The sequence below is a fragment of the Staphylococcus taiwanensis genome (assembly GCA_020544305.1).
Classification (GTDB): Bacteria; Bacillota; Bacilli; order Staphylococcales; family Staphylococcaceae; genus Staphylococcus; species Staphylococcus taiwanensis.
The window spans coordinates 430521-453454 of the sequence record CP058667.1 but is presented as its reverse complement, the minus strand read 5'-3'; the positions used below and the strand labels follow the sequence as shown (position 1 = coordinate 453454).

Sequence of the window (22934 nt, the reverse complement as noted above, 5' to 3'; positions counted from 1 at the left end):
TTATTTATCGATTTTTCAATATTTTACTTTTTAACTACCGTCATAATCTTATCTTTTGCTTTTACGTGTTGTGTATCGTCTAATATGACATCTTCAAATTCATCACTATTTGTGATTAATACTGGTGTAATAATGTCATAGCCTTGTTCTTTGATATAACTTGCATCAAATTTTAATATAGGTTGTCCTACTTTTACTTTTTCATTTTCAGAAACGAGTAAATAGAAACCTTTACCATTCAACTTAACTGTATCTAAGCCTACGTGCACTAGAAGTTCAACACCATTTGATGATGTAATACCAATAGCATGTTTACTAACTGCTACCATGCTGATTGTGCCATCGATAGGTGCTTTAATCTCATAACTTTCTGGTTGGATAGCAACGCCTTTACCCATCATACCCTCAGAGAATATTGGGTCATTGACTTCAGATAAAGGTACAACCAAACCGTTTAATGGTGCATAAACATCACTTTCAAGATGTTCATTCGCAATTGTTGTGTTGTGGCTAGCCTCGTGGCCTTCATCAACTTCAACGCCTTCTACTTGTTCCGTCACATCTTCACCATACCCAAGCACTTGGATTAAGATAATTGGTAATACAATCGCAATGATTGAACCAATGATAATACCCCATATAGATGTTGGATTATGCGCGTTATAGCCATTTACAATAGTAATTGGACCCGGTAATCCAGCGTACGCGTAGTATTTCGGATTAAAGAAACTAGCAATCAAAGCACCAATACCGCCACTAATACACGCGATAACAAATGGTTTCTTAAATCGTAAGTTAACACCATACATTGATGGCTCGGTAATGCCAAAGATGCCTGTAATACCTGCTGATAATGAAACCTTCTTCAAGTCTTTATTTCTCGTTTTCAGGAATACACCCATAACGGCACCAAACTGTGCGATAACCGCAATTGTTTGGAATGCAGAGAAAGCATCACTTTTATATTGTTCAAAGTTTGCCAAGACCATAGGTGTCACACCCCAGTGAACACCGAATATAACGAATACTTGCCAGAATGTACCTATTAACAAGCCAGCTAACCATGGTGCTACAGCTACTAACCAGTTAAATCCTTGAGCAATACCATGCGCAGCAACAGACGCTAAGGGCCCAATCACTAATAATGTAAGTGGCACCATGATGACAATACTGAAGAATGGTACAAATAAAGGTCGTATGACTTCATGAATATATTTATTTAAATATTTCTCAACATATGACAACACCCATACTAATAATAACGGTGGTAATACAGATGATGTATAGCTTGTTTCACTTAAAGGAATGCCAATAAACGTAAATGTTTTACCACTACTAATACGTTCTACAATACCTGCTAAATCCGGGCTAACCAATGCCGCACAACATGCCACAGCGATATATGTATTCACTTTGAAATGTTTAGAAGCAGTAATTGCTATGAATATGGGTAAGAATGTAAATGGTGACCATGAGATGAAGTTGAATACTTCATATGTACCCGTCTTCTCAAAAGTTGGAAAGATCATCTTTGCTATTATTAAGATACCTTGTAAAATACCAGCCGCAGCCAAGATATAAATGAATGGCGCGAATACTGCTGACATAGTTGCAATAATACGATTTAGAATCGTTCCCTTTTCACCCTCATCATCAGTTGATTGTTGATTATCTTCCCCCACTAAGCCTTCAAATTCTTTGTATACACTAGCGACCGCATTGCCAATCACGACTTGAAACTGTCCATTATTTTCAACGACAGTTACCACACCATCAAGTGCTGCTACATTCTTTTTCGCATCCGGCACAGAACGTTTCAAGACAATACGTAATCGCGTTGCGCAATGAGTGTAATTGACGATATTATCCTCTCCACCTACTGCTTCGAGGATTTCACTCGCCAATCGTTTATCTTTTTCACTCATGACACAACCTCCCAATTAATTATTTTCATTTTTATTCCCTTAAAAATGAAAACCCTTACACATTTTATTATAATTATACCGGTACAATTTGTAAACAGATTTCCCAGAATTATACCGGTACAATTAACAAAATTGAACTTAGTTTTGCTATAATGTATATAAAATCACGTCATAAGGGAGTCAAATGATGTTAAAGTACGAACGCATTGCACATGAAATTTCAGATTCTATTGAAAACAATCAATATCTTGTTGGAGATAAATTGCCTAGTGTAGAACAGCTCAAGCAAGACTATCAAGTTAGTAAAAGCACGATTATTAAAGCATTGGAAATGTTAGAAAAAGAAGGTACGATTTATCAGACAAGAGGTAGTGGTATCTATGTACGTAATAAAAAGAAATCTGGCTATATTAATTTATTAAAAACAAAAGGATTTTCCGATAATTTACAAGGCCATCAAGTCACAAGTAAAGTCTTAAAAGTTGAATCAATTTATCCAAATGATGAAGTAAGAGATCATTTACGCTTATCAGACAGCAATGCGCAAGTTTATTATGTTGAGCGAATACGCTACTTAGACAATAATCCGTTGTGTATTGAGACATCTTACTTCAATCAAGATTTGGTCACTCACCTTGATGAGACGATTGCCGAGCGTTCAATATTCGATTATCTACAAACCGAACTTAAGATTCATATTGGTTTCTCTGATATCTATTTCTATATTGATTTCCTTTCTGAAAATGAAGCCCCACAATTGAATCTTAAGCCAAACGATCCTTGTATGCGTCATGATTTGACCTTCCATACCAATAAAGGGATTCCTTTTGATTACTCAAATATTGTATATCATTATCAATACTCTAACTTCTTTATTCCTATAGAAAGTTAAAAACAGACTGGAACATAAATCCTAAAATCCTAGCGGAAGTAGGACAGAATTCTTTATAAATTGGTTGTAACCCCAACAAAGATAAACGAATAAATAAAAAGGGCAATTTCTATATTATTTAAATAGAAATTGCCCTCTTTATTTATCCAAGAACATTATGTCTCGGACTCTTAATTTAATTACATTTTATTTAGCGTTATCATAATAACCTAATTCAAGGTCTTTAGAAGTTTGACGACGTGTTTTTCTCATTAAGTCAACGTCTTCAATTAATGATTGACCATATGATGGAATCATTTTCTTAATTTTAGCGTCCCATTCACCAATATGTTCAGGGAAGTTTTTCTCAAGCACTTCTAATGCTACTGATACTGAAGTTGATGCCCCTGGTGATTCACCAAGTAAAGCAATAACTGAATGGTCTTCAGAGTTAACCACTTCTGTACCGAATTGGATAAATCCTTTACCTTCTTTTTCAGTATCTTTAATGACTTGTACACGTTTACCTGCAGTGTATAATTCCCAATCTTCATCACGCGCTTCAGGGTAGAATGTACGTAAGTGGTTCATACAACCTTCTTTAGTCATGATGATTTGATCAAATGAATATTTAATCAATGGTAAGTTTTTAACTGCTGCAGCCAACATTGTAGTAATGTTATACGGTTTGATAGATTTGAATAAATCTAAGTTTGAGCCATTTTTAAGGAATTTAGGTCCTACATTCGCAAATGGTCCAAATAATAACGTACGTTTACCTTCGATGTAACGTGCATCAAGGTGAGGTACAGTCATTGGTGGTGTGCCTGGTGGCTCTTTACCATACACTTTGGCATCGTGTTCTTCAATCACTTGTGGGTTAGTACAAGCTAAGAATTGACCAGTGATAGGGAATCCACCTAAATGTTTACTTTCAGGGATACCTGTTTTTTGTAACAATGGAATTGCGGCACCGCCAGCACCGATAAATACATAGTCAGTAACTTCTTCAAATACATTACCAGTTTTAAGGTCTTTGATTTTAACTTGCCATTTACCATTAGATAAACGTTCAAAATCAAGTACTTGATGACTATATTTAACTTCAACATGTTCGTCTTGTTCTAAATGTCTAGCCATCTTACGTGTTAATTCACCAAAGTTTACGTCAGTACCTTCGTTGATTTTACTAGCAGCCATTTTGCCATCATCAACGCGGCCTTTCATCATTAATGGAATCCATTTTCTCATTACTTCAATATCTTCTGTATATTCGATATTGTCGAACATTGGTGATTGTTTCATTGCTTCATAACGTTTTTTCAAGAATTCTTTGTTATGAACACCTCTAACAAAACTGATGTGTGGTAGAGGATTGATAAATTCTCTTGGATTCTCGATATGTCCTTCTTTCACTAAGTGACCCCAGAACTGTTTAGAAATCTCAAATTCTTCATTAATTTCTTTCGCTTTATCAATGTCAATTGAACCGTCTGGTTGTTGAACAGTATAGTTCAATTCACAAAGTGCAGCGTGACCAGTACCAGCGTTGTGGCGTTCATTAGAACTTTCTAGGCCTGGTCGATCCATACGTTCATAGAGCTTGATATTCCAATCAGGTTCAAGCTCATTTAACATAGAACCAAATGTTGTACTTAAGACACCGGCACCAATTAAAATGACGTCTTTTGATTCTGCCATGGTTGTACACCTCTCCAAATTTATTAGTTAACAATATAAAAAGTTATTACTTACTTTTCTTTCTCCCTTTAAACCAAAGTAATATACTTTGTTGTTAAGATTGTTAAGCCTTTCACTATTATGTTAAAACAAATATGGTAAATTGTAAATTGGCGAAACTTAATTATAATTAATTTTTTATAGATTCCTGTTTTAATAAACATTCATTCAATTTATAAATAAGAACACTCAGCTACAATATGTAACCAAGCGTTCTTATTTAACAAACCAAATTTGTTTCAATATTATTAATCGTCTTTTGATATGTCGCTTTTAACATGTATGAAAGGTATTTATAAATGAACCACTTTTCTAGCTTATACTATCATTTTGGTTGTATAAACTTTTCAATGTAAAATGCGGATTCTTCAATCGATTTATATTCTGTATTAATGACGGTTGCATTTAATTTCTTGAAGACTTCTTCCGCATAAACAAGTTCTTTCTTAATGCGATCCAAGTTATTGTATCGTGATTCGCTAGATAAACCTAATGTCTCGGCACGATTCTTTCGTATATTAGCTATATACTGTGGACTCGCAGTTAAACCAAACACTTTTAAGCCTTTTTGTTTATATACATTATGCATCCGCTTCTCCAATATCAGTAAAATGTTTGCCATCATCGTACTTAACTGAGTATTCAATCGCTTCAATCCGTTTGAAATATTCATCATTTAATTTACGTAACGCACCACTTTCCATAAGTGGTTGGCTGTGTGTTACCTTTTCAATAATACTGATTAAATCAGATATGTAATCAACATAAGGAATATCATGTTCATGTGCAAATTGATGTCCAAGGGCATTAAATGATTCACTCACTAATGTCGTCGCAACAATCGCATGTTGTTCACGAGCTAAATTTAAAATATTTAAGAATTCTTCTTCGTCTTTTATATATGGAAATTTCTTAATTTCAACATTATGCAAATCAGGAAACTGCGTTAATGTTGCATGAATCATTCGTTGTGCTGTTTCGCCAATGGAATCTGATACGATAAATAACTTTAGAATTTGTTCATTTGATTGAATTTCGTTCACTTTAATGCTCGCTTTCCTCCGCTTGACTCTGAGCTGTTGCTAAAATTGCACCTGGCACTCGGAATGGTGAGCATGAAACATAGTCTATCGCTAATTGATTGAAGCGACGAATAGACTTGGCATCTCCACCTAATTCACCACAAACACCGATTTTAATCTTCGGATTCACTTTTTTAGCTTGTTCAACTGCAATTTCGATTAATTTTCCGACACCATCTTTATCTAACGTTTGGAATGGGTCAAGCTTCAATATATTACTTTCAGTATACACATTTATAAATTTGCCTGCATCATCTCTAGAGAAACCAAATGTCAATTGTGTTAAATCATTGGTACCAAAGCTAAAGAAATCACAATGTTGCGCTAGTTCATCTGCTACTAAGCATGCACGAGGCGTTTCAATCATTGTACCGATTAAATACGGTACGCTATCCCCTTGTTCTTTCTCTAACTGTTCAATTGTATTAACAAGCTTCTCTTTAAGCGTTGTAAATTCTTCCACAGTCGATACTAATGGAATCATAATTTCAGGTTTACATGTTATCCCCTCTTTTTTAAGTTTTAATACGCTTCCCATAATCGCTTCAACTTGCATTTCATATAATTCAGGATATGTGATAGCAAGTCTACAACCACGGTGTCCTAACATCGGATTCACTTCATGAAGATCTACAATGCGTTTATTTAGTACTTCTTTAGGAATATTGAGTTGTCGTGCTACATTCTCAACATCTTCATCTGAATTAGGTAAAAACTCATGTAACGGTGGATCAAGCAGACGTACAATTGTAGGACGTTCACCAGATAATCTAAATATTGCTTCAAAGTCTTCTACTTGATACTTACGAATATTATTTAATGCCTCTACACGTTGTTCATATGAAGAAGACAGAATGAATCGGCGCATTTCAACTAAACGCTCTGCTCCGAAGAACATGTGCTCAGTACGTACCAAACCAATTCCTTTAGAACCAAATTCGTAACCTGCTTTAATATCCTGAGGTGTTTCAGCATTCATACGGACATTCAAGCGTGCAATATCTTCTGACCATTCCATGAATTGTGTGAATTCTTCACTGTGTTCGGCACTCACTGTTTCAATTTCACCGATGTAGATGTCCCCTTTAGAACCATCAACTGAAATTGTGTCGCCTTCATGAAGTTCACCACCATTATAATAAACTGTCTTTGCTACAGTATTAATTTCTAAATCCGAACAACCTGTCACACAACATTTACCCATACCACGTGCGACTACAGCAGCGTGCGATGTCATACCACCATGAGTCGTTACGATGGCTTCACTCGCAATCATACCTTCTATATCTTCTGGAGACGTTTCCGGACGCATTAGGATGACTTTCTTACCTGCATCAGCTTGTACTTTAGCTTCTTCAGCCGAGAACACGATTTGTCCTGTAGCCGCCCCCGGACTTGCAGGCAAACCAATTTTAGAAATTTCGGTAGCTTCTTTTAAAGCTTTTTCATCAAAATTAGGATGCAGTAATTGATCGATGGATTTCACATCAACGTTTGACATCGCTTCTTCTTTTTTAATAATACCTTCATCTACTAAATCAACTGCAATTTTAATTGCTGCACGTGCCGTACGTTTACCATTACGTGTTTGTAGTAAATATAGTTTGCCATTTTCAATCGTAAATTCAATATCTTGCATATCTTTATAGTGCTGTTCAAGTTGTTTTGTCACATCAACAAATTCTTGATGCACGTCTGGCATTTGGTCATGTAATGTTGAAATATCTTTAGGTGTGCGAATACCAGCTACAACGTCTTCACCTTGTGCATTTAATAAGTATTCACCAAATAATTTATTTTCTCCACTCACTGGGTTACGTGTAAATGCAACGCCAGTTCCACTATTATTACCACTATTACCAAAGACCATCTCTTGGATATTTACAGCTGTACCAATGTCATGCGGAATATCATTTAAATCACGGTAAATTCGTGCTCGGTCATTATCCCAAGATTTAAATACCGCTTCGATTGCTTCTTCTAATTGTTTTAATGGTTCTTGTGGAAAAGGTTTATAGACTTCTTCCATATAAATTTCTTTAAAACGTTCACAAATTTCTTGCAAACCTTCAGCTGTAATTGCAGCATCATTTTCAAAGTTGTGACGTTGTTTATAATCTTCAAAGTATGTATCAAATGCTTGCATTGGCACGTTATATACGACTTCACCAAACATTTGTAGCAAACGACGGTAACAGTCATACGCAAAGCGTGCATCACCTGTTTTATCTGCAAGTTTCTTAACGTTATCATCGTTTAATCCTAAGTTGAGAATCGTATCCATCATACCAGGCATCGATATTTTAGCACCACTTCGTACAGATACAAGTAATAAATTAGCATCTGATGAGAACGATTTCCCAGTTCTCTTTGAAAAGTCAGCAAGATGATTTATTAATTGTGTTTTTACTTCAGTCGATAATTCTTTACCTTGTTTTAAGTATTCAATACAGGCAGCAGTCGTAATAGTAAAACCATCTGGCACAGGTAACCCTAAACGTTTCATTTCAGACAGATTCGCACCTTTACCTCCAAGTAAATCTTTCATCGATTTTTGTCCTTCATCAAAAGCATAAATATATTTTGTCATTATAATGTCACCTCAATTAATTATTATGTCATACTAATTAATTTAAAGTATGTCATATAACACAAATTAATACAATTAAAAACATCATAATTATATTAAAGGTTTACAAAAAAGACACAATTAAGGCGTAAAATTGACATTCAAACTTTCTTGAAACGTCTATTGAACACGTCATAATTGTGTCATACTATTTATACCTATTTAGTTTAATTGTTTAGTTCACGAAAGTATTGTGTTACGAACGTTTTAAACGACGTTGCTACTTCCGTAAAATAATGTGATTGCTTATATGCGATACCAATCATACGATAACATCCTTTGTTTTTAATAGGGATAGCAACGACTTGTGAATTCAGCTGCATTAACGCTTGCTTGGGCGTAAATGAAATACCAATATTCATAGCAACTAATTTTAAAATCGCACTCGAATCTTCTACTTCGATTTGATAGTTAGGACGAATGCCTTCCCTTTCTAAAATGTCGTCTATAGTATCGCGGAAACCATAGCCCTTGATTTGTCCGATTAGTCTGTCGTTCTCAATTTGTTGCAACTCAATTGAGTCAAACGTTGCCAAAGGATGTGTCTTACTCACTGTTAAATAGATGTCATCTTTGATAATAGGTTCCCATACAATATCTTCATGTTCAATTGGTGAAGAGGAAATGGCACAATCTACTTTGTTATCTAATATTAATTGTTTAGCATCATCAGAATTCGCTTGATATTGTTTAATCTTAAGATCTGGATGTTGAGATAAAAATATTTGAATGAGGGATGGCATGACGTGTGGAAACGTGATTGCAAAAGTCACTTGCCCGCTTTCAATGCCTGTCAATGCTCTTACTACACGTTCTCCTTCATTAAGCTCTTCAAAAGCATTATTTACATAATTAAGCATTAATTTTCCATATTGATTTAAAAATATTTGCCTACCTTTGCGGTCAAACAATTTAACACCTATGTCATCTTCAAGCGAAGAAATAGCTTTACTTAATGCAGGTTGTGATATATTTAATCGTTTAGATGCTTGTGTGATATTGTTCATTTCTGCCACAACTTTAAAATATTTAAGTTTAATGATTTCTATTTTCCTCACCCCTTATCTATAACCTAAAGTTATAAAAATATAATTATTATGCATTATACATTATTAATTGCTGGTGCTACCATTAAATTGTAATAGTAGTTATTTTCAATTTTAAAAAAAGAGGGATAATTATGAGATTAGAAAATAAAGTCGCATTAATTACAGGTTCAGGTGGCGGTATGGGCTTTGAAACAGCAAACGTTTCGCCGCAAGAAGTGCAAACGGTTATTGTTTCAGACCTTAAAGAGGATGTGGTCAATCAAGCAGTTGAAAACGTTATCTTCAAGTCATGCAATCGTAATGTATATGGCTATGTACTTGATGTTTCTAAGGAAAAAGTGTTAAAGAAACATTCACTCATATTAAAGAAGACTATTGGCACAAACTCGATATCTTAGTTAACTGTGCTGGTATTACAGGAGCGTAAAACAACTGGACCAATTAACTGAAGAAGAATGGGATCAGGTTTTGCAGTGGATGTTAAAGGGGTATTCTCTGTACTAAACACGCTGTACCTCTCTTACGTGAAAATGGTGGCGGTTCTATTGTCAACTTCTCTTCAATCTTAGGTTTAGTGGTACAGATGAACTAACACCATATGCCGCTGCAAAAGGTGCGGTAACCAATATGAATCGACAAGATGCCATCAGCTTGGTAAGGACCATATCCGTGTTAACTCAGATCCTGTACCATTTTAACACCTTTAGTGAAAAAGCTAGGCGCTGAAACTGAAGGTGGTTTAGAAGCCTATACTGCTAAAATGTCTGAACGTCATCCTATTGGTTATTTAGGTGAACCCGTCGATGTGGCTAACGCAGTACTATTCTTAGCTAGTGATGAACCCGCTTTATTACAGGTGCTGCATTAACTGTTGACGGCGGATACACTGTAAAAGAACACCTCGTTAAATGACAAAGTAAATCAATACTAAGTCACTTAACGAGGTGTTTGATTTGATAAATGATTTATTTGAAACCATTTTCTTTATTATATTTTTCACGTTCAGCATCGCGTAGTTCTACACGGCGAATTTTACCAGAATTTGTCTTAGGTAAAGATTCAACAAATTCAATAGCTCGTGGATATTTATAAGGAGCGACCTCATTTTTCGCGAAAGCTTGTAATTCTTTCACTAGATCGTCATTACCTTCATAAGCATCTTGTAAAATAACAAAGGCTTTAACAATGTTACCACGGATTTCATGTGGACTAGCAACCACAGCACATTCCTTAACAGCCGGATGGTTTGTTAGCGCATCCTCTACTTCAAATGGCCCAATCGTATAGCCAGAGCTAATAATAATATCATCACGGCGTCCTTCGAACCAGAAATAACCGTCATCGTCGATATGTGCTAAGTCACCTGTAATATAATAATCACCAGCTTGTGCTGCTTTTGTACGTTCTTCATCTTTATAATATCCTTTGAAAAGACCTGGGAAATCTAATGGCAAAGCAATATTACCTTTAACATTGGGTTCTACTGGATGACCATCATCATCAACAACCGTTACACGGCTACCTGGTATTTCTTTCCCCATTGAACCTGGACGAGATTCTGTATCTTTTAAGAATCCGATTAATAGCGTACTTTCAGTTTGTCCGTAGCCATCGCGAACCGTTAAATTAAAGTTATTGCGGAATTGTTCTACTACTTCACGATTTAATGGTTCACCAGCTGATACTGCACTATGCAGATGCTCTAAATTATAGTCTTGTAAGTTATCTAGTTTCGCCATCATGCGATATTCTGTTGGCGTACAACATAATACGTTAATTTTGAAATCTTGCAATAATTCTAAATAGCGTGATGGGTTGAACTTGCCATTATAAACAAAGGCAGTAGCACCTGAACCCATAATTGATAAGAAAGGACTCCATACCCATTTTTGCCAACCTGGTGCCGCAGTCGCCCAAACTAAATCATCTTCTCTAATACACAACCAATGTTCTGGTGCCATTTTCATATGTGCATAGCCCCAGCCATGAGAATGTGTTACTGCTTTAGGATTTCCAGTAGTACCTGATGTATAAGATAAAATGGCAAGATCATCTCTTGACGTATTTGTTATATCAAGCACATCGCTTTGTGTTTCCTTTTCGTCTTCAATATTAATCCAACCATCTTCATGACCATCAATAATAAATTTAGTTAAAGATTCATATTCTTTAACACCTTTAAATTCTTCAATGAAATCTGATTTAGCAATGACCGCTTGAATTTCACCATGTGTAATTCGATATTGTAAATCTTTCGTTCTTAACATTTCAGAACTTGGAATAATCGCTATACCTAATTTTAACGCTGCTAGATAAAGTTCATATGTCATAATTGCACGAGGCATCATGATTAATACTTTATCTCCTTTTTTCAATCCATGATTCAAAAAGATGAGTCCCACTTTATTTGCATTCTTAATCAATTCTGAATATGTTACTTTACTTTTTTCTTCTACTACATATGTTTTATAACTATCTTCTAAAATCATGATTCTTATCCTTCATTTCTAAACTAGCATCAAGCTATGCTTTGATTTGTATATCTATGTGAAAGCGATTAAAATAATTGACTCTGTTCATAGAGTGAAAGAGAACGCTTCACTATTTCTAAAAATTCATGGTCCAATGTCGTAATTTTTGAAAAGTAACTAAGTATATTTGCTGAGATGCTTTCATACTTAGGAAATTGTTGATCTTGATTAATCCATTGAGCGAGTTCGCCTAAAGGGGTTTGGTCACCTATAAATCCTTGCATAAAATCATAAAAACTCATTATCTCACCCCAGTGTCTAGATATACGCTTATACTATCATGATACATAGCTTTAAACTAGTACTGAAAAGGAGACAAATTGTAAAAATTTGTCGGGTAAACTCAATAATAAGCTTATGATTTAGAATTTAGATAATCTAATACGACCGCACCTACCGCTTCTGCAGCTACTAACATACTTTTCTCATCAATTTTAAATTTCGGATGATGATGTGGGTATGCTTTACCATCTTGTGGTGCTGCACCTGAATAAATAAAGGTACTTGGTAATGTTTTAGCATAAAAGGCGAAGTCTTCAGAAGGTGGTTGTGCTTCACATTCTTCTACCCCTTTTACATCAGCTAAATCAGCATTTTGAATCGTTTCAGCTACATAATTTGTGAATTCAGGGTCATTATATAATGCTGGATAGTCTTTACTAAATTCAAAATCACATTTAACACCAAATGTAGCTTCTAATCCGTTTACCATATGTTGTAATTCTTCCTCGATGCGATCGCGTGTAGCATCTGTCAATGCACGCACATCGCCTTCAAGTTCAATCTTATCTTTAATGACATTAAATTGGCCTTTACCATCAAATGAACCAATAGTTACAACACCTGTTTCAAATGGATTAAGACGACGAGATACAATCGTTTGAGCAGTTGTCACAAAGTTAGCACCGGCTACGATAGCATCATTCGCAGTATGTGGAGATGAACCATGTCCGCCTTCACCTTGTATGATTAATTTAAAGTAAGAACGGCCAGTTTGAACATTTTCTGGACGATAATAGACTTTACCTGGCTCCATATTCGTCATTACATGCGTACCTAATACGTGGTCTACACCCTCTAACACGCCATCTTCAATCATGCCTTTTGCGCCGCCTGGTGGCATTTCTTCAGCTGGTTGATGAATAACAACGACTTTACCATTAAATTGATCTTTCATTTCAATTAATGTTTCTGCCAAGATTAACATATACGCTGTATGTGCATCATGACCACATGCGTGCATCACACCATCATTTTTAGAGGCAAACGGCAAGCCAGTATCTTCTTGAATGGGTAGTGCATCAAAGTCTGCACGAATCGCAATGGTTTTACCTGGTTTACCACTATCAATGGTTACCTTCACACCATTTTTACCTACGTTCGTTTCTACTTTACAGTCTTTATCTTTATAAAAATCAGCAATATATTTAGGTGTTTCAGCTTCATGGAATGACAATTCTGGATGTTCATGTAAGTGTCTACGTATTTCAATCATACGTTCTTCTTTATCTTGTAGACGTTTTACTAAATCTTTCATCATATTATCCACTCCTTTTTCATTATTATATGCTTTTAGATTTTAATTATGTTGTTAAAAGGGTTAACACCTTACAGAATCTTGTTATAACAATGTTGAATTATTTTATTTTCAAAAAAAGAAGAGTGTAAGAACTCTCATGAATTCTTAAACACTCTTCCTTAAATTGAAGTATTTGAAACATTATTCTGTTTTTTGTTTAGGAACACCAATCAGTATAACTAAAAATGAAATCATAGCCATTAATATGTTGAGCCATAATCCTAACATCGCACCAAAGTGAATATTAACCATGGCTGTACCAATACCATAAATCGTACCTGAAAGTGCGATACCAAATGCACCACCAAGTGAAGACGCCATTTTATAAATACCTGATGCTACACCCACTTTATCTTCAGGAGAGTTAGAAATAGCAGTATCTGTAGATGGTGTCGCATAGAAACCTAGCCCTAAACCATATAATAAATAACCGATAACACAAACAACAACATACATATGTGAAGATAAGAATGTAAATGAAATAAGTAATATTCCAATCATGTTAAGTGCAGTACCTAATAACATTGGTTTTCTTGCGCCTACTTTTTGTAATACTTTTTCACCTACTCGAATCATTAATAAGACTGTGATGAGATACGTAATTGAGAGCAATCCTGTTTGAAATGTTGTGAAACCTAAACCTTGTTGAACAAATGTATTAGCAACAATTAATGTACCTGCTACACCATTTAACATAAAGTTTGAAACGGTAGCACTGGTATAGGCTTTATTATTAAATAATTTAAAATCAATTAATGGGTTGTGTTTTTTCATTTCTATACGTATAAAGATGAGTGTTGAAATGATAAACACGACTATTAAACCTAATATGATAGGTGAGAATAAGCCTAATTTAGCACTTTGTGTAATGACTATATTAATACTTAACATCATAATGACAAAGAGTGTTAATCCACCAAAGTCAAAACGTGTTTGTTCTGTTTGATTTGCTTTTGTTTCAGGTGTACCTTTGATTAATACTATTGATAAAATAGCGACAATAATTGATATGATGTAAATCCAACGCCAACCAATAGCTGTATCAATCATGCCACCAAATAATGATGCGAATCCTGAACCACCCCATGAGCCAATAGACCAGAAGCTTAAAGCACGTTGACGATCTGACCCTTGGTAGTATGTTTTGATAATTGCTAAAGTCGATGGCATTATCGCTGCTGCTGACAAGCCTTGAATAATACGTCCTAGAATTAACATTGATGTGAATGGTGTTGCAATGATTAAGAGTGAACCAACGATACTCAATGTTAATCCGATATACGTCATTTTCACACGACCTAATTTATCTGCGAAACTACCAGCACCAACGACAAACATACCACTAAACAATGCTGTAATACTGATCGCAATACTTGTCGTACCTATACTACTTGAAAATGAATGTTGGATGGTTGGCACTAAATTTAATAATGATTGTGCAAATAACCAAAATGTAATGACGCCGAGTACAATACCTAATAACAGTTTATTATTTCCAGTGAATTGTTGTTGTTTCATTTCCATAGTGTTCTCTCCTTAACTTAAGTAGTCTAAAACAACTGTCCCTACCGCTTCTGCAGCTACTAACATGGATGACTCATCAATTGTGAATTTTGGATGGTGATGCGGATAAATTTTTCCATCTTTTGGTGCAGCACCTGAGTAAATGAACGTACTTGGTAACGTTGCCGCATAGAAAGCAAAATCTTCTGATGGTGGTTGAGGTTCGCAAACTTCAATACCTTTAATATCATCTGCATTCGCTTCTTTAATTGTTTGAGCCACATATTGTGTGAATTCTGGATCATTATATAAAGCTGGATAATCTTTCTTAAATTCGAAGTCACATGTTACGCCAAATGTTGATTCAAGACCTTCTACTAAACGTTTCAATTCTTTCTCAATTGTGTTTCGAGTGTCATCTGTTAACGCTCTGACATCACCTTCAAGTTCTACCGCATCTTTGATAACGTTAAATTGCCCTTTACCATCAAATGAACCGATTGTAATAACACCTGTTTCAAATGGACTTAAGCGTCTAGATACAATCGTTTGAACTTCAGTTACAAATTGTGCGCCTGCTACAATCGCATCGTTTGCCATATGTGGTGATGAACCATGTCCACCAGAACCTTGAACTTTCAATTTGAAATAGGCACGTCCAGTTTGTACGAAGCCTTCTCTATAAAAGACTTTACCTGCTTCCATCGTACTCATGACATGTGCACCTAAAACGTGATCTACACCATCAAGTACGCCGTCTTTAATCATACCTTGTGCACCACCGGGTGGCATTTCTTCTGCTGGTTGATGAATAATAATAACTTTACCCTTAAACTGATCTTTCATTTCAATTAATGTTTCACCAAGAATTAACATATATGCTGTATGTGCATCATGACCACATGCATGCATCACACCTTCATTTTTAGAGGCAAAAGGTAAACCCGTTGCTTCTTGAATTGGTAATGCATCGAAGTCTGCGCGAATTGCAATGGTTTTACCTGGTTTACCACTATCAATCGTCACCTTCACACCATTAGGTCCTACATTAGTTTCAACATCGCAATCTTTATCTTTATAGAAATCTGCAATATATTTGGGTGTTTCCTGTTCTTTAAATGATAGTTCAGGATGTTGATGTAAATATCTTCTGATTTCAATCATACGTGCTTCTTTTTCTTGTAAAGTGTTAATTAATTGTTTGTTCATAATTCATCTCTCCTTACTTCTTATTTTATCGGATTTCGTAATATTTAATATGTGATTATTGTCTTATTAAGCACGATTTTCGTTCTTTTTAAAATTAAAAAAGAAAGATGACAAAAATTAATGATTGTTTTTTGTCATCCTTCTTACTTATACATATTTATTTACTTCAATGATATGAATCGCATTCGTCATTATTTTTAAATAGTACGTTAAACTATCATCAACGTCGACTTCTGTAATATCCAGTTTTGGATAAGAAATACGATTGATATAATCAATAGTTTCTTGGTCCATACCATACATGGCATTATGTTGTTGCCAAACACGATAAAGTGCTCCATTTTCTTTATCCAATGTATAATGCTTTATTTTATATTGTCCACTATGCATATCTTTAATTTCCAATTTAACATTTCTATTTTCCATCACATTAGGTTCCCCAGTGACAGTGTAATAAGGATTATAATGATCTGCATCCCACACTACAATTTGAAAATGTGTATCATCTCCAACAACCATGCATTCATTATTTCTAAATCTGACATTATGTAGCAGCATTCTAAAGAAATTACTTGTAAAAAATGCAGGGCGTTTACCATCAAATTGATGATACAAGTCAATCCCCATCAATTGATGTTCATTCATCACGCCATACTTTTGGTGTAATTCATAATTTAGCCAATATCCTACCGTACAAACGTTATCATTGATATCTAACAATTGTTTAAAAATGATACCCGCTCTAAAATATTCGCCATTGGTTAAATTAGAATTGCCAGTCAATGTATTCCAATTAAGTAGCATAAGTGGTATATCTTTATGCTGTGTCGGAAGCCACTCAAGTATAGTTTCTACTTTTTCATTAATATGTTTTTTAGCATATTGATATTGCATATCTTCAGAAATCTCTAAATTGACGACATCATTTTGATTCGCTTCAAACGCTAACATATTTACCTTTTCGGAATGCATTTTGAAAAGTGATTTCAACTTGTTTAAATATTCATCACTCTCTTGATAATTAACAATAAATTTAACATTGTCGATATAGTGCTTAAATGCCTCATATAACTGTATATATTGTTTCATATCAATGGCATCTACAATCACTGAAAGTTGAATGTTATTGCTATGCGTTGTCATATTGACGAAATGTTTTAGGATGTTGTCCCATGTTTCGCAATAAGACTGAAACGCAATCGCCCTACGTGGCGGTCTTAAACGAATACTTAAGTTAATTTGATGATTCATTAAAAATAGTAAACACTCATCTAAAGTCATATATTGATGACTATGTGGAATAATCTCATCTGATACTACTACTTGCTCTTTCCAAGATGTATCATTCGCTAAATCTTGAACGAGTACAGTATCTAATCCTATTTTCTCTTTTACTTCTAATAATTGTTCTCTATAACGGGAAACACGTACATTGATAATACTCCCAATTTGAACGATATGATTATATTTTTTCAACCGTCCTAAACCGTTTTCGAGTTTAATATCAATTTCTTTTTGAGGCTCTGCAGAATTAATAACGACATCCATTTGATTATCAACAAATGACGACAAGTATTGAATATACTTTTTAATACTTTGTTTATTCATTGGTTCCATTTCTAACTGACGCATTTCTTTAATTTGATATTGTTGACGATATTCACTTGGCGTCATCTGATACCATAATTTAAAATTTTTGGATAACGCCGTTGAACTTGAAAAGCCATTTTTTAATGCAACATCTGTTATTGGGATATCTGTATATCTCAAATCACTTTCTGCACTTCTTGTTCTAACTTTATTAAGATAACTATTAAATGAAGTTCCTAGTTTTTTGGTAAATAAGCGAGAGGTATATGAACTAGATAAATTAATAAAATGTGCTAAATCATCTAAACCGATACGTTCCATAAAATGTTGATTGATAAATTCTGAAGCTAAACTAACAATAACATCATCCTTATTTTGTTCTTGAATCATTTCTTGTCTAGATTGATACGGCACAAACTTCACTAGCATCTCAATCAATTGAATCATCATTTGATCCATATGGAGTTGATAAAATTTACCTTTCCTTAGATACGTAATCCCCATCTTAGCTAGCATCATTTTGAAATCTTTCTGTATTTTTGGAGAAACATCATCGAAATGAAAATAAATATTTTTATCTTCGATATAATGAGAAAAATACTTATTTGAAAGACGTAAAGACATATAACTCACATCAGAATCATCTAAAATTAAAAAGTTCTGATAACTATTAATTAAAAGAATATCTCCCACGTGATATTGCTTATTTCGGTTTTCACTTTGGCATGTCACATGACCTTTTAAAATGAGGTTAAGTGATAAATAACCAGAAGCTACATCTTCTTTTTTAGAGTCGAATGTGATTTCATATTTAGTATTCAAGAGGAATTCATCCACCCTTCCAAACCACTTCTTTCTATCTATCATATCAAAATTCATAACGTATGCGTCTTTATATGGTGAACGCCCTCTTCCACCTCTAAATATATCTGTATAAAAAAGGCAATTTCTATTCAAGTTAAATAGAAATCGCCTTTATTTAATCTATATTGATCATTCTATTATGACGTCAATTAATGTTGATAATATGGATCAAATTCCATAGCGCCTGCATTTTCATCACTTACACCATGTTTATAATAATCAACATATTGTGGTTCTAATGGTTTCTTACCACGAATAATGTCCGCTGCTTTTTCAGCAAGCATCAATACCGGTGCATGAATATTACCATTTGTTGTGCGAGGCATTGCTGATGCGTCAACAACACGTAAGTTTTCCATGCCATGAACTTTCATAGTTAATGGATCAACGACTGACATTGGGTCTGAAGCAGGTCCCATTTTTGCACTACATGAAGGATGTAATGCTGTTTCGCCATCTCTACGTACCCAATCCAAGATTTCTTCATCTGTTTGTACTGATGGTCCTGGTGAAATTTCTCCACCGTTGAATGGATCCATAGCTTTTTGAGCTAATATATTACGTGCTACTCTAATTGCTTCAACCCATTCTTGTTCATCTTCTTTTGTTGAAAGATAATTAAACACGATACTTGGTTTTTCAAATGGATCTTTAGATTTAATTTTTAAGCTACCACGTGAATTAGAGTACATCGGACCAATGTGCACTTGGTAACCATGTGCTACTGGTGCTTTTTGTCCATCATATCTTACTGCAATTGGTAAGAAATGGAACATTAAATTAGGATAAGCAACTTGATTATTAGATCTTACGAAAGCGCCACCTTCAAAGTGGTTTGAAGCTGCTGCACCTTTACGTGCAAATATCCATTGTAAACCAATCCATGGCATACGTTTAACATCTAAGCTAGGTTGTAAGGAAACTGGTTCTTTACATTCATGTTGAATATAAACTTCTAAGTGATCTTCAAAGTTTTCACCAACACCAGGTAAATGCATACGTGGTTCAATACCTTTAGATTTTAAGAATTCTGCATCACCTATACCTGATAATTGTAATAATTGAGGTGTATTGAATGCACCGCCTGATAAAATAACTTCACCAGCGTCAACTGTATGATATTTTCCGTTACGTTTAAACGTAACACCTGTCGCTTTGTTACCATCAAAGTGTATTTTTGTAACAAAGGCACGTGTCTTAACTGTTAAGTTTTTACGTTTCATAGCAGGATGTAAGTATGCTCTAGATGCTGACACACGACGGCCATTATGTACTTGGCTATCGAATGGTCCAAATCCTTCTTGTCTAAAGCCATTTACATCTTTTGTTTTATGATAACCCGCTTCTACACCAGCATCAAAGAATGATTTGAATAATGGATTTGTAGCTGGACCACGTTTTAGTTTGATTGGACCATGGTGCCCTCTATATTGGTCAAATGGTGTCGCCCCATAAGTTTTTTCTAGGCGTTTAAAGTATGGCAAACAGTGTGCAAAGTCCCAAGATTCCATACCTTCTGGTTCTGCCCAGCCTTCATAGTCCATTGGATTACCTCTTTGGTAAATCATGCCATTGATTGAGCTAGAACCTCCAAGTACTTTACCACGTGCATGGTCTACTTTACGCCCCATGTGAGGTTCTTCTTCTGTTTGATAAATCCAATCGTAGAAACGATTACCTGATGGGAACATTAATGCTGCTGGCATTTGAATAAATAAATCCCAAGGATAATCACTTCGTCCTGCTTCTAATACTAATACGTCTTTATCTTTATCTTCTGTTAATCGATTACCTAATACTGATCCTGCACTACCGCCACCGATAATGACGTAATCATATGATTTATGTTTACTCATTGTAAATTCGTCCTCCCTTAAATTGATTGTTATGCCTTTATAATTCATGCTTTTAAGTTCGATACGTACAACTTTATAAGTCAAATTAATAGAGCCGCATAGTTTATGATTATTACGGCTCTATAGCTCAATCATAGAATTGTTATTTACTAAAGAAATTTACTGGTTCTGGATTCGTGTTTGTTAAGATATGCTTACTTGTTAAATATTCTTCTAAGCCTTCTTTACCTAACTCACGTCCAATGCCTGATTGTTTGTAACCACCCCATGGTGCTTGTGCAAAATATGGATGGAAGTCATTAATCCAAACTGTACCTAGTTTTAATTTATTGGCTACACGTTGTGCTTTGCCAATGTCTTTAGAGAAGACTGCACCAGCTAAACCATAAATAGAGTCATTAGCTAATTTGATTGCTTCTTCTTCACTATCAAATCCTTCAACAGTCACAACTGGACCAAACACTTCTTCTTGAACGATGCGCATTGATGTATCACAATCAGTGATTACTGTTGGTTCGAAGAATAAGCCATCTTGTAAATCGTCTCGTTCTGGACGTTTACCGCCAATCGCGATAGTTGCGCCTTCTTCTTTAGCAATTGCCATATAGCTTTCAATCTTATCGCGATGTTCTGTAGAAATCACAGGTCCCATTTCTGTGTCGTCATCAAAGCCATTACCAAGCTTGATTTTACCTACACGCGCTATTAATGCCTTTTCAAAATCAGCTTTAATATCATTGTGTACTAGAATACGTGAACCCGCTGAACAAACTTGACCTGCGTGGAAATATCCACCATTCAAGGCTTGATCCACTGCTAAATCAAAGTCAGCATCATCAAAAATAATATTTGGATTTTTACCGCCAAGTTCTAGTGCAATATTTGTAACATGATTTGCAGCATTCTTCATGATGTGTTTGCCTGTTTCAATACCACCTGTAAATGAGACAAGGTCTACCTCTTTATGTCCTGATAATGTATCTCCTATTTCTTCACCACTGCTCAATACTAAGTTGATAACACCTTTAGGGAAACCAACCTCTTCCATTAATTCAAATACACGAATAGTAGTTAATGGCGTGATTTCACTTGGTTTCATAACGAGTGAACAGCCTGTAGCCAATGCTGGCGCAATCTTCCATGATGCTTGTAATAAAGGATAATTCCAAGGTGTGATTTGCGTTACAACACCAACTGGTTCTTTGACTACTTTACTTTCTGAGTTCGGAATTGGTGTATTAATGATTTCACCACCATCTTTATCAGCTAACCCAGCAAAGTAAGTAAATACATTTGCGATGTCATCCATATCAGCAAATGATTCTTCTAATGTTTTACCAGTATCTAGGGTTTCTAGCTTAGCCAACTCTTCACGATGCTCAGTAATTTTATCTGCGATTGCTCTTACTTTTTTACCTCTGACTTCACTTGTTTCTAGTGACCACTCGCCATCTTCAAATGCGCGACGTGCTGCTAGTATTGCTTTCTCAGCATCTTCAACAGTACCTTCTGCCACTGTAAAGATCACTTCTTGGTTATAAGGATTGATAATATCTCTCGTATTTTTATTTGAACTTTCGACCCATTCACCATCGATATATTGACGATTAGACAATTTTTCTACAAGTTCCATCACACGACCTCCGTTAAGTTTGTTAAATTTTTATTTAACGAATTTTACAGAAATAGATTAGCATATATTTTTCTACCTTGCAAATGTCCTGAAATTACCCAAATCTTTTATTTCCTTGAAAATGCAGTACCAAAAATGCTATTAATAAATATGCGATTTTGAAAGTTTTCATAAAAGACTTTATAATGATTGAGAATTGAAAAAATGAATGCATATGTTTATTTATTTCTTACAAACTACTAAGCAATGATGGAGGTGCAAGATGGCACGTTCAATGAATTACGACCAAAAGATTGAAGAGGCAAAAGACCTTGTCATCAATTCAATCGGTGAAACAATGGATTTATACGGCACAAACCGTAGTGTAGGCAACTTATATGGCACCATGGTCTTCGAAGGAAGTATGACACTCGATGAGATGCGTGAGCACTTACAAATGAGTAAACCTAGCATGAGTGCAGGAGTAAAAAAACTCCAAGAATTCGATATTGTTAAACAACAATTCACACGTGGTAGCCGCAAGCAACACTTTATTGCTGAGAAAAACTTTTTCACTTTCTTCAGAAACTTCTTTACTCAAAAGTGGGAACGTGAAGTTGATACCAATCTTGAAGCTGTTGAAAAGGCTCAAACACTGCTTGACGAAACACTTAAAGACGCTAACTTAGACGAGGATACTAAAAAAGAAGTTGATAAAATCCAAGCACAATTAGATCATACGAAGCAATATTGTAAATGGTTAGAAAACTTAAGTAATGCCATTGAAAGTGGTCAAATTTTCGAACATTACCCAATTCCAGAAAACGAAGAAATTTAAAAGAGCTAGAAGATTTTCGTAAGTATAATACTTTGAAAATCTTCTAGCTCTTTTTG

General features: G+C 35.0%; 13 protein-coding genes and 3 pseudogenes. 3 read left to right on the top strand and 13 right to left on the bottom strand.

The genetic code is table 11. The annotated features are described in order from the left end of the window. Window positions 1-23 precede the first annotated feature (23 nt). The gene (locus tag HYI43_02035; protein ID UDI77386.1) at window positions 24-1925 is read right to left on the bottom strand and encodes a PTS glucose transporter subunit IIA; all 1902 of its coding nucleotides are present in this window, start codon (window positions 1923-1925) and stop codon (window positions 24-26) included. A gap of 187 nt (window positions 1926-2112) precedes the next feature. Here HYI43_02035 and HYI43_02030 point away from each other — a divergent pair, with 187 nt between their 5' ends. Beyond that, a complete protein-coding gene (locus HYI43_02030; protein ID UDI77385.1) occupies window positions 2113-2817 on the top strand; it encodes a GntR family transcriptional regulator in 705 nt (234 codons plus the stop codon). Between the two features lie 186 nt (window positions 2818-3003). Here HYI43_02030 and mqo read toward each other — a convergent pair whose 3' ends face one another. The 4 genes and pseudogenes from mqo to HYI43_02010 form a co-directional block, all read right to left on the bottom strand. Then, window positions 3004-4497, bottom strand: coding sequence for a malate dehydrogenase (quinone) (gene mqo, locus HYI43_02025; GenBank protein UDI77384.1), 1494 nt, complete (start codon window positions 4495-4497; stop codon window positions 3004-3006). Window positions 4498-4861: 364 nt separating this feature from the next. Further along, window positions 4862-5579, bottom strand: a pseudogene (locus HYI43_02020) (kinase/pyrophosphorylase). 1 nt (window position 5580) lies between these two features. Beyond that, window positions 5581-8208, bottom strand: coding sequence for a pyruvate, phosphate dikinase (locus HYI43_02015; protein ID UDI77383.1), 2628 nt, complete (start codon window positions 8206-8208; stop codon window positions 5581-5583). Between the two features lie 206 nt (window positions 8209-8414). Next, window positions 8415-9305 (bottom strand): LysR family transcriptional regulator, encoded by an 891-nt coding sequence (locus HYI43_02010; protein UDI77382.1) that lies wholly within the window; start codon window positions 9303-9305, stop codon window positions 8415-8417. Window positions 9306-9424: 119 nt separating this feature from the next. Between HYI43_02010 and HYI43_02005 the strand changes: the two are divergent. Further along, a pseudogene (locus HYI43_02005) lies at window positions 9425-10208 on the top strand (SDR family oxidoreductase). Window positions 10209-10261: 53 nt separating this feature from the next. Here HYI43_02005 and HYI43_02000 read toward each other — a convergent pair. The 8 genes and pseudogenes from HYI43_02000 to betB form a co-directional block, all read right to left on the bottom strand. Then, a pseudogene (locus HYI43_02000) lies at window positions 10262-11734 on the bottom strand (acyl--CoA ligase). Window positions 11735-11853: 119 nt separating this feature from the next. Then, window positions 11854-12069 carry a hypothetical protein gene (locus HYI43_01995; protein ID UDI77381.1) on the bottom strand — a complete coding sequence of 72 codons (216 nt, stop codon included), beginning with the start codon at window positions 12067-12069 and terminating at the stop codon, window positions 11854-11856. A 113-nt stretch (window positions 12070-12182) separates the two neighbouring features. Further along, window positions 12183-13367, bottom strand: a complete 1185-nt coding sequence (locus tag HYI43_01990) for an amidohydrolase (GenBank protein ID UDI77380.1) — start codon at window positions 13365-13367, stop codon at window positions 12183-12185. 180 nt (window positions 13368-13547) lie between these two features. Beyond that, on the bottom strand, window positions 13548-14930 hold the full coding sequence (locus HYI43_01985) for an MFS transporter (protein ID UDI77379.1): 1383 nt from the start codon (window positions 14928-14930) through the stop codon (window positions 13548-13550). A 12-nt stretch (window positions 14931-14942) separates the two neighbouring features. Beyond that, window positions 14943-16118, bottom strand: coding sequence for an amidohydrolase (locus HYI43_01980; protein ID UDI77378.1), 1176 nt, complete (start codon window positions 16116-16118; stop codon window positions 14943-14945). A 147-nt stretch (window positions 16119-16265) separates the two neighbouring features. Continuing rightward, complete coding sequence (locus HYI43_01975) at window positions 16266-18530, bottom strand: helix-turn-helix domain-containing protein (GenBank protein ID UDI77377.1); 2265 nt, start codon at window positions 18528-18530, stop codon at window positions 16266-16268. 191 nt (window positions 18531-18721) lie between these two features. Continuing rightward, window positions 18722-20428: a choline dehydrogenase gene (gene betA / locus HYI43_01970; protein UDI77376.1), complete on the bottom strand. Its 1707-nt coding sequence runs from the start codon at window positions 20426-20428 to the stop codon at window positions 18722-18724. A gap of 142 nt (window positions 20429-20570) precedes the next feature. Next, entirely contained in the window at window positions 20571-22061 is a 1491-nt protein-coding gene (gene betB / locus HYI43_01965; GenBank protein UDI77375.1) for a betaine-aldehyde dehydrogenase, read from the bottom strand. A 262-nt stretch (window positions 22062-22323) separates the two neighbouring features. Here betB and HYI43_01960 point away from each other — a divergent pair, with 262 nt between their 5' ends. Next, complete coding sequence (locus tag HYI43_01960) at window positions 22324-22878, top strand: GbsR/MarR family transcriptional regulator (protein UDI77374.1); 555 nt, start codon at window positions 22324-22326, stop codon at window positions 22876-22878. Window positions 22879-22934: the final 56 nt, after the last annotated feature.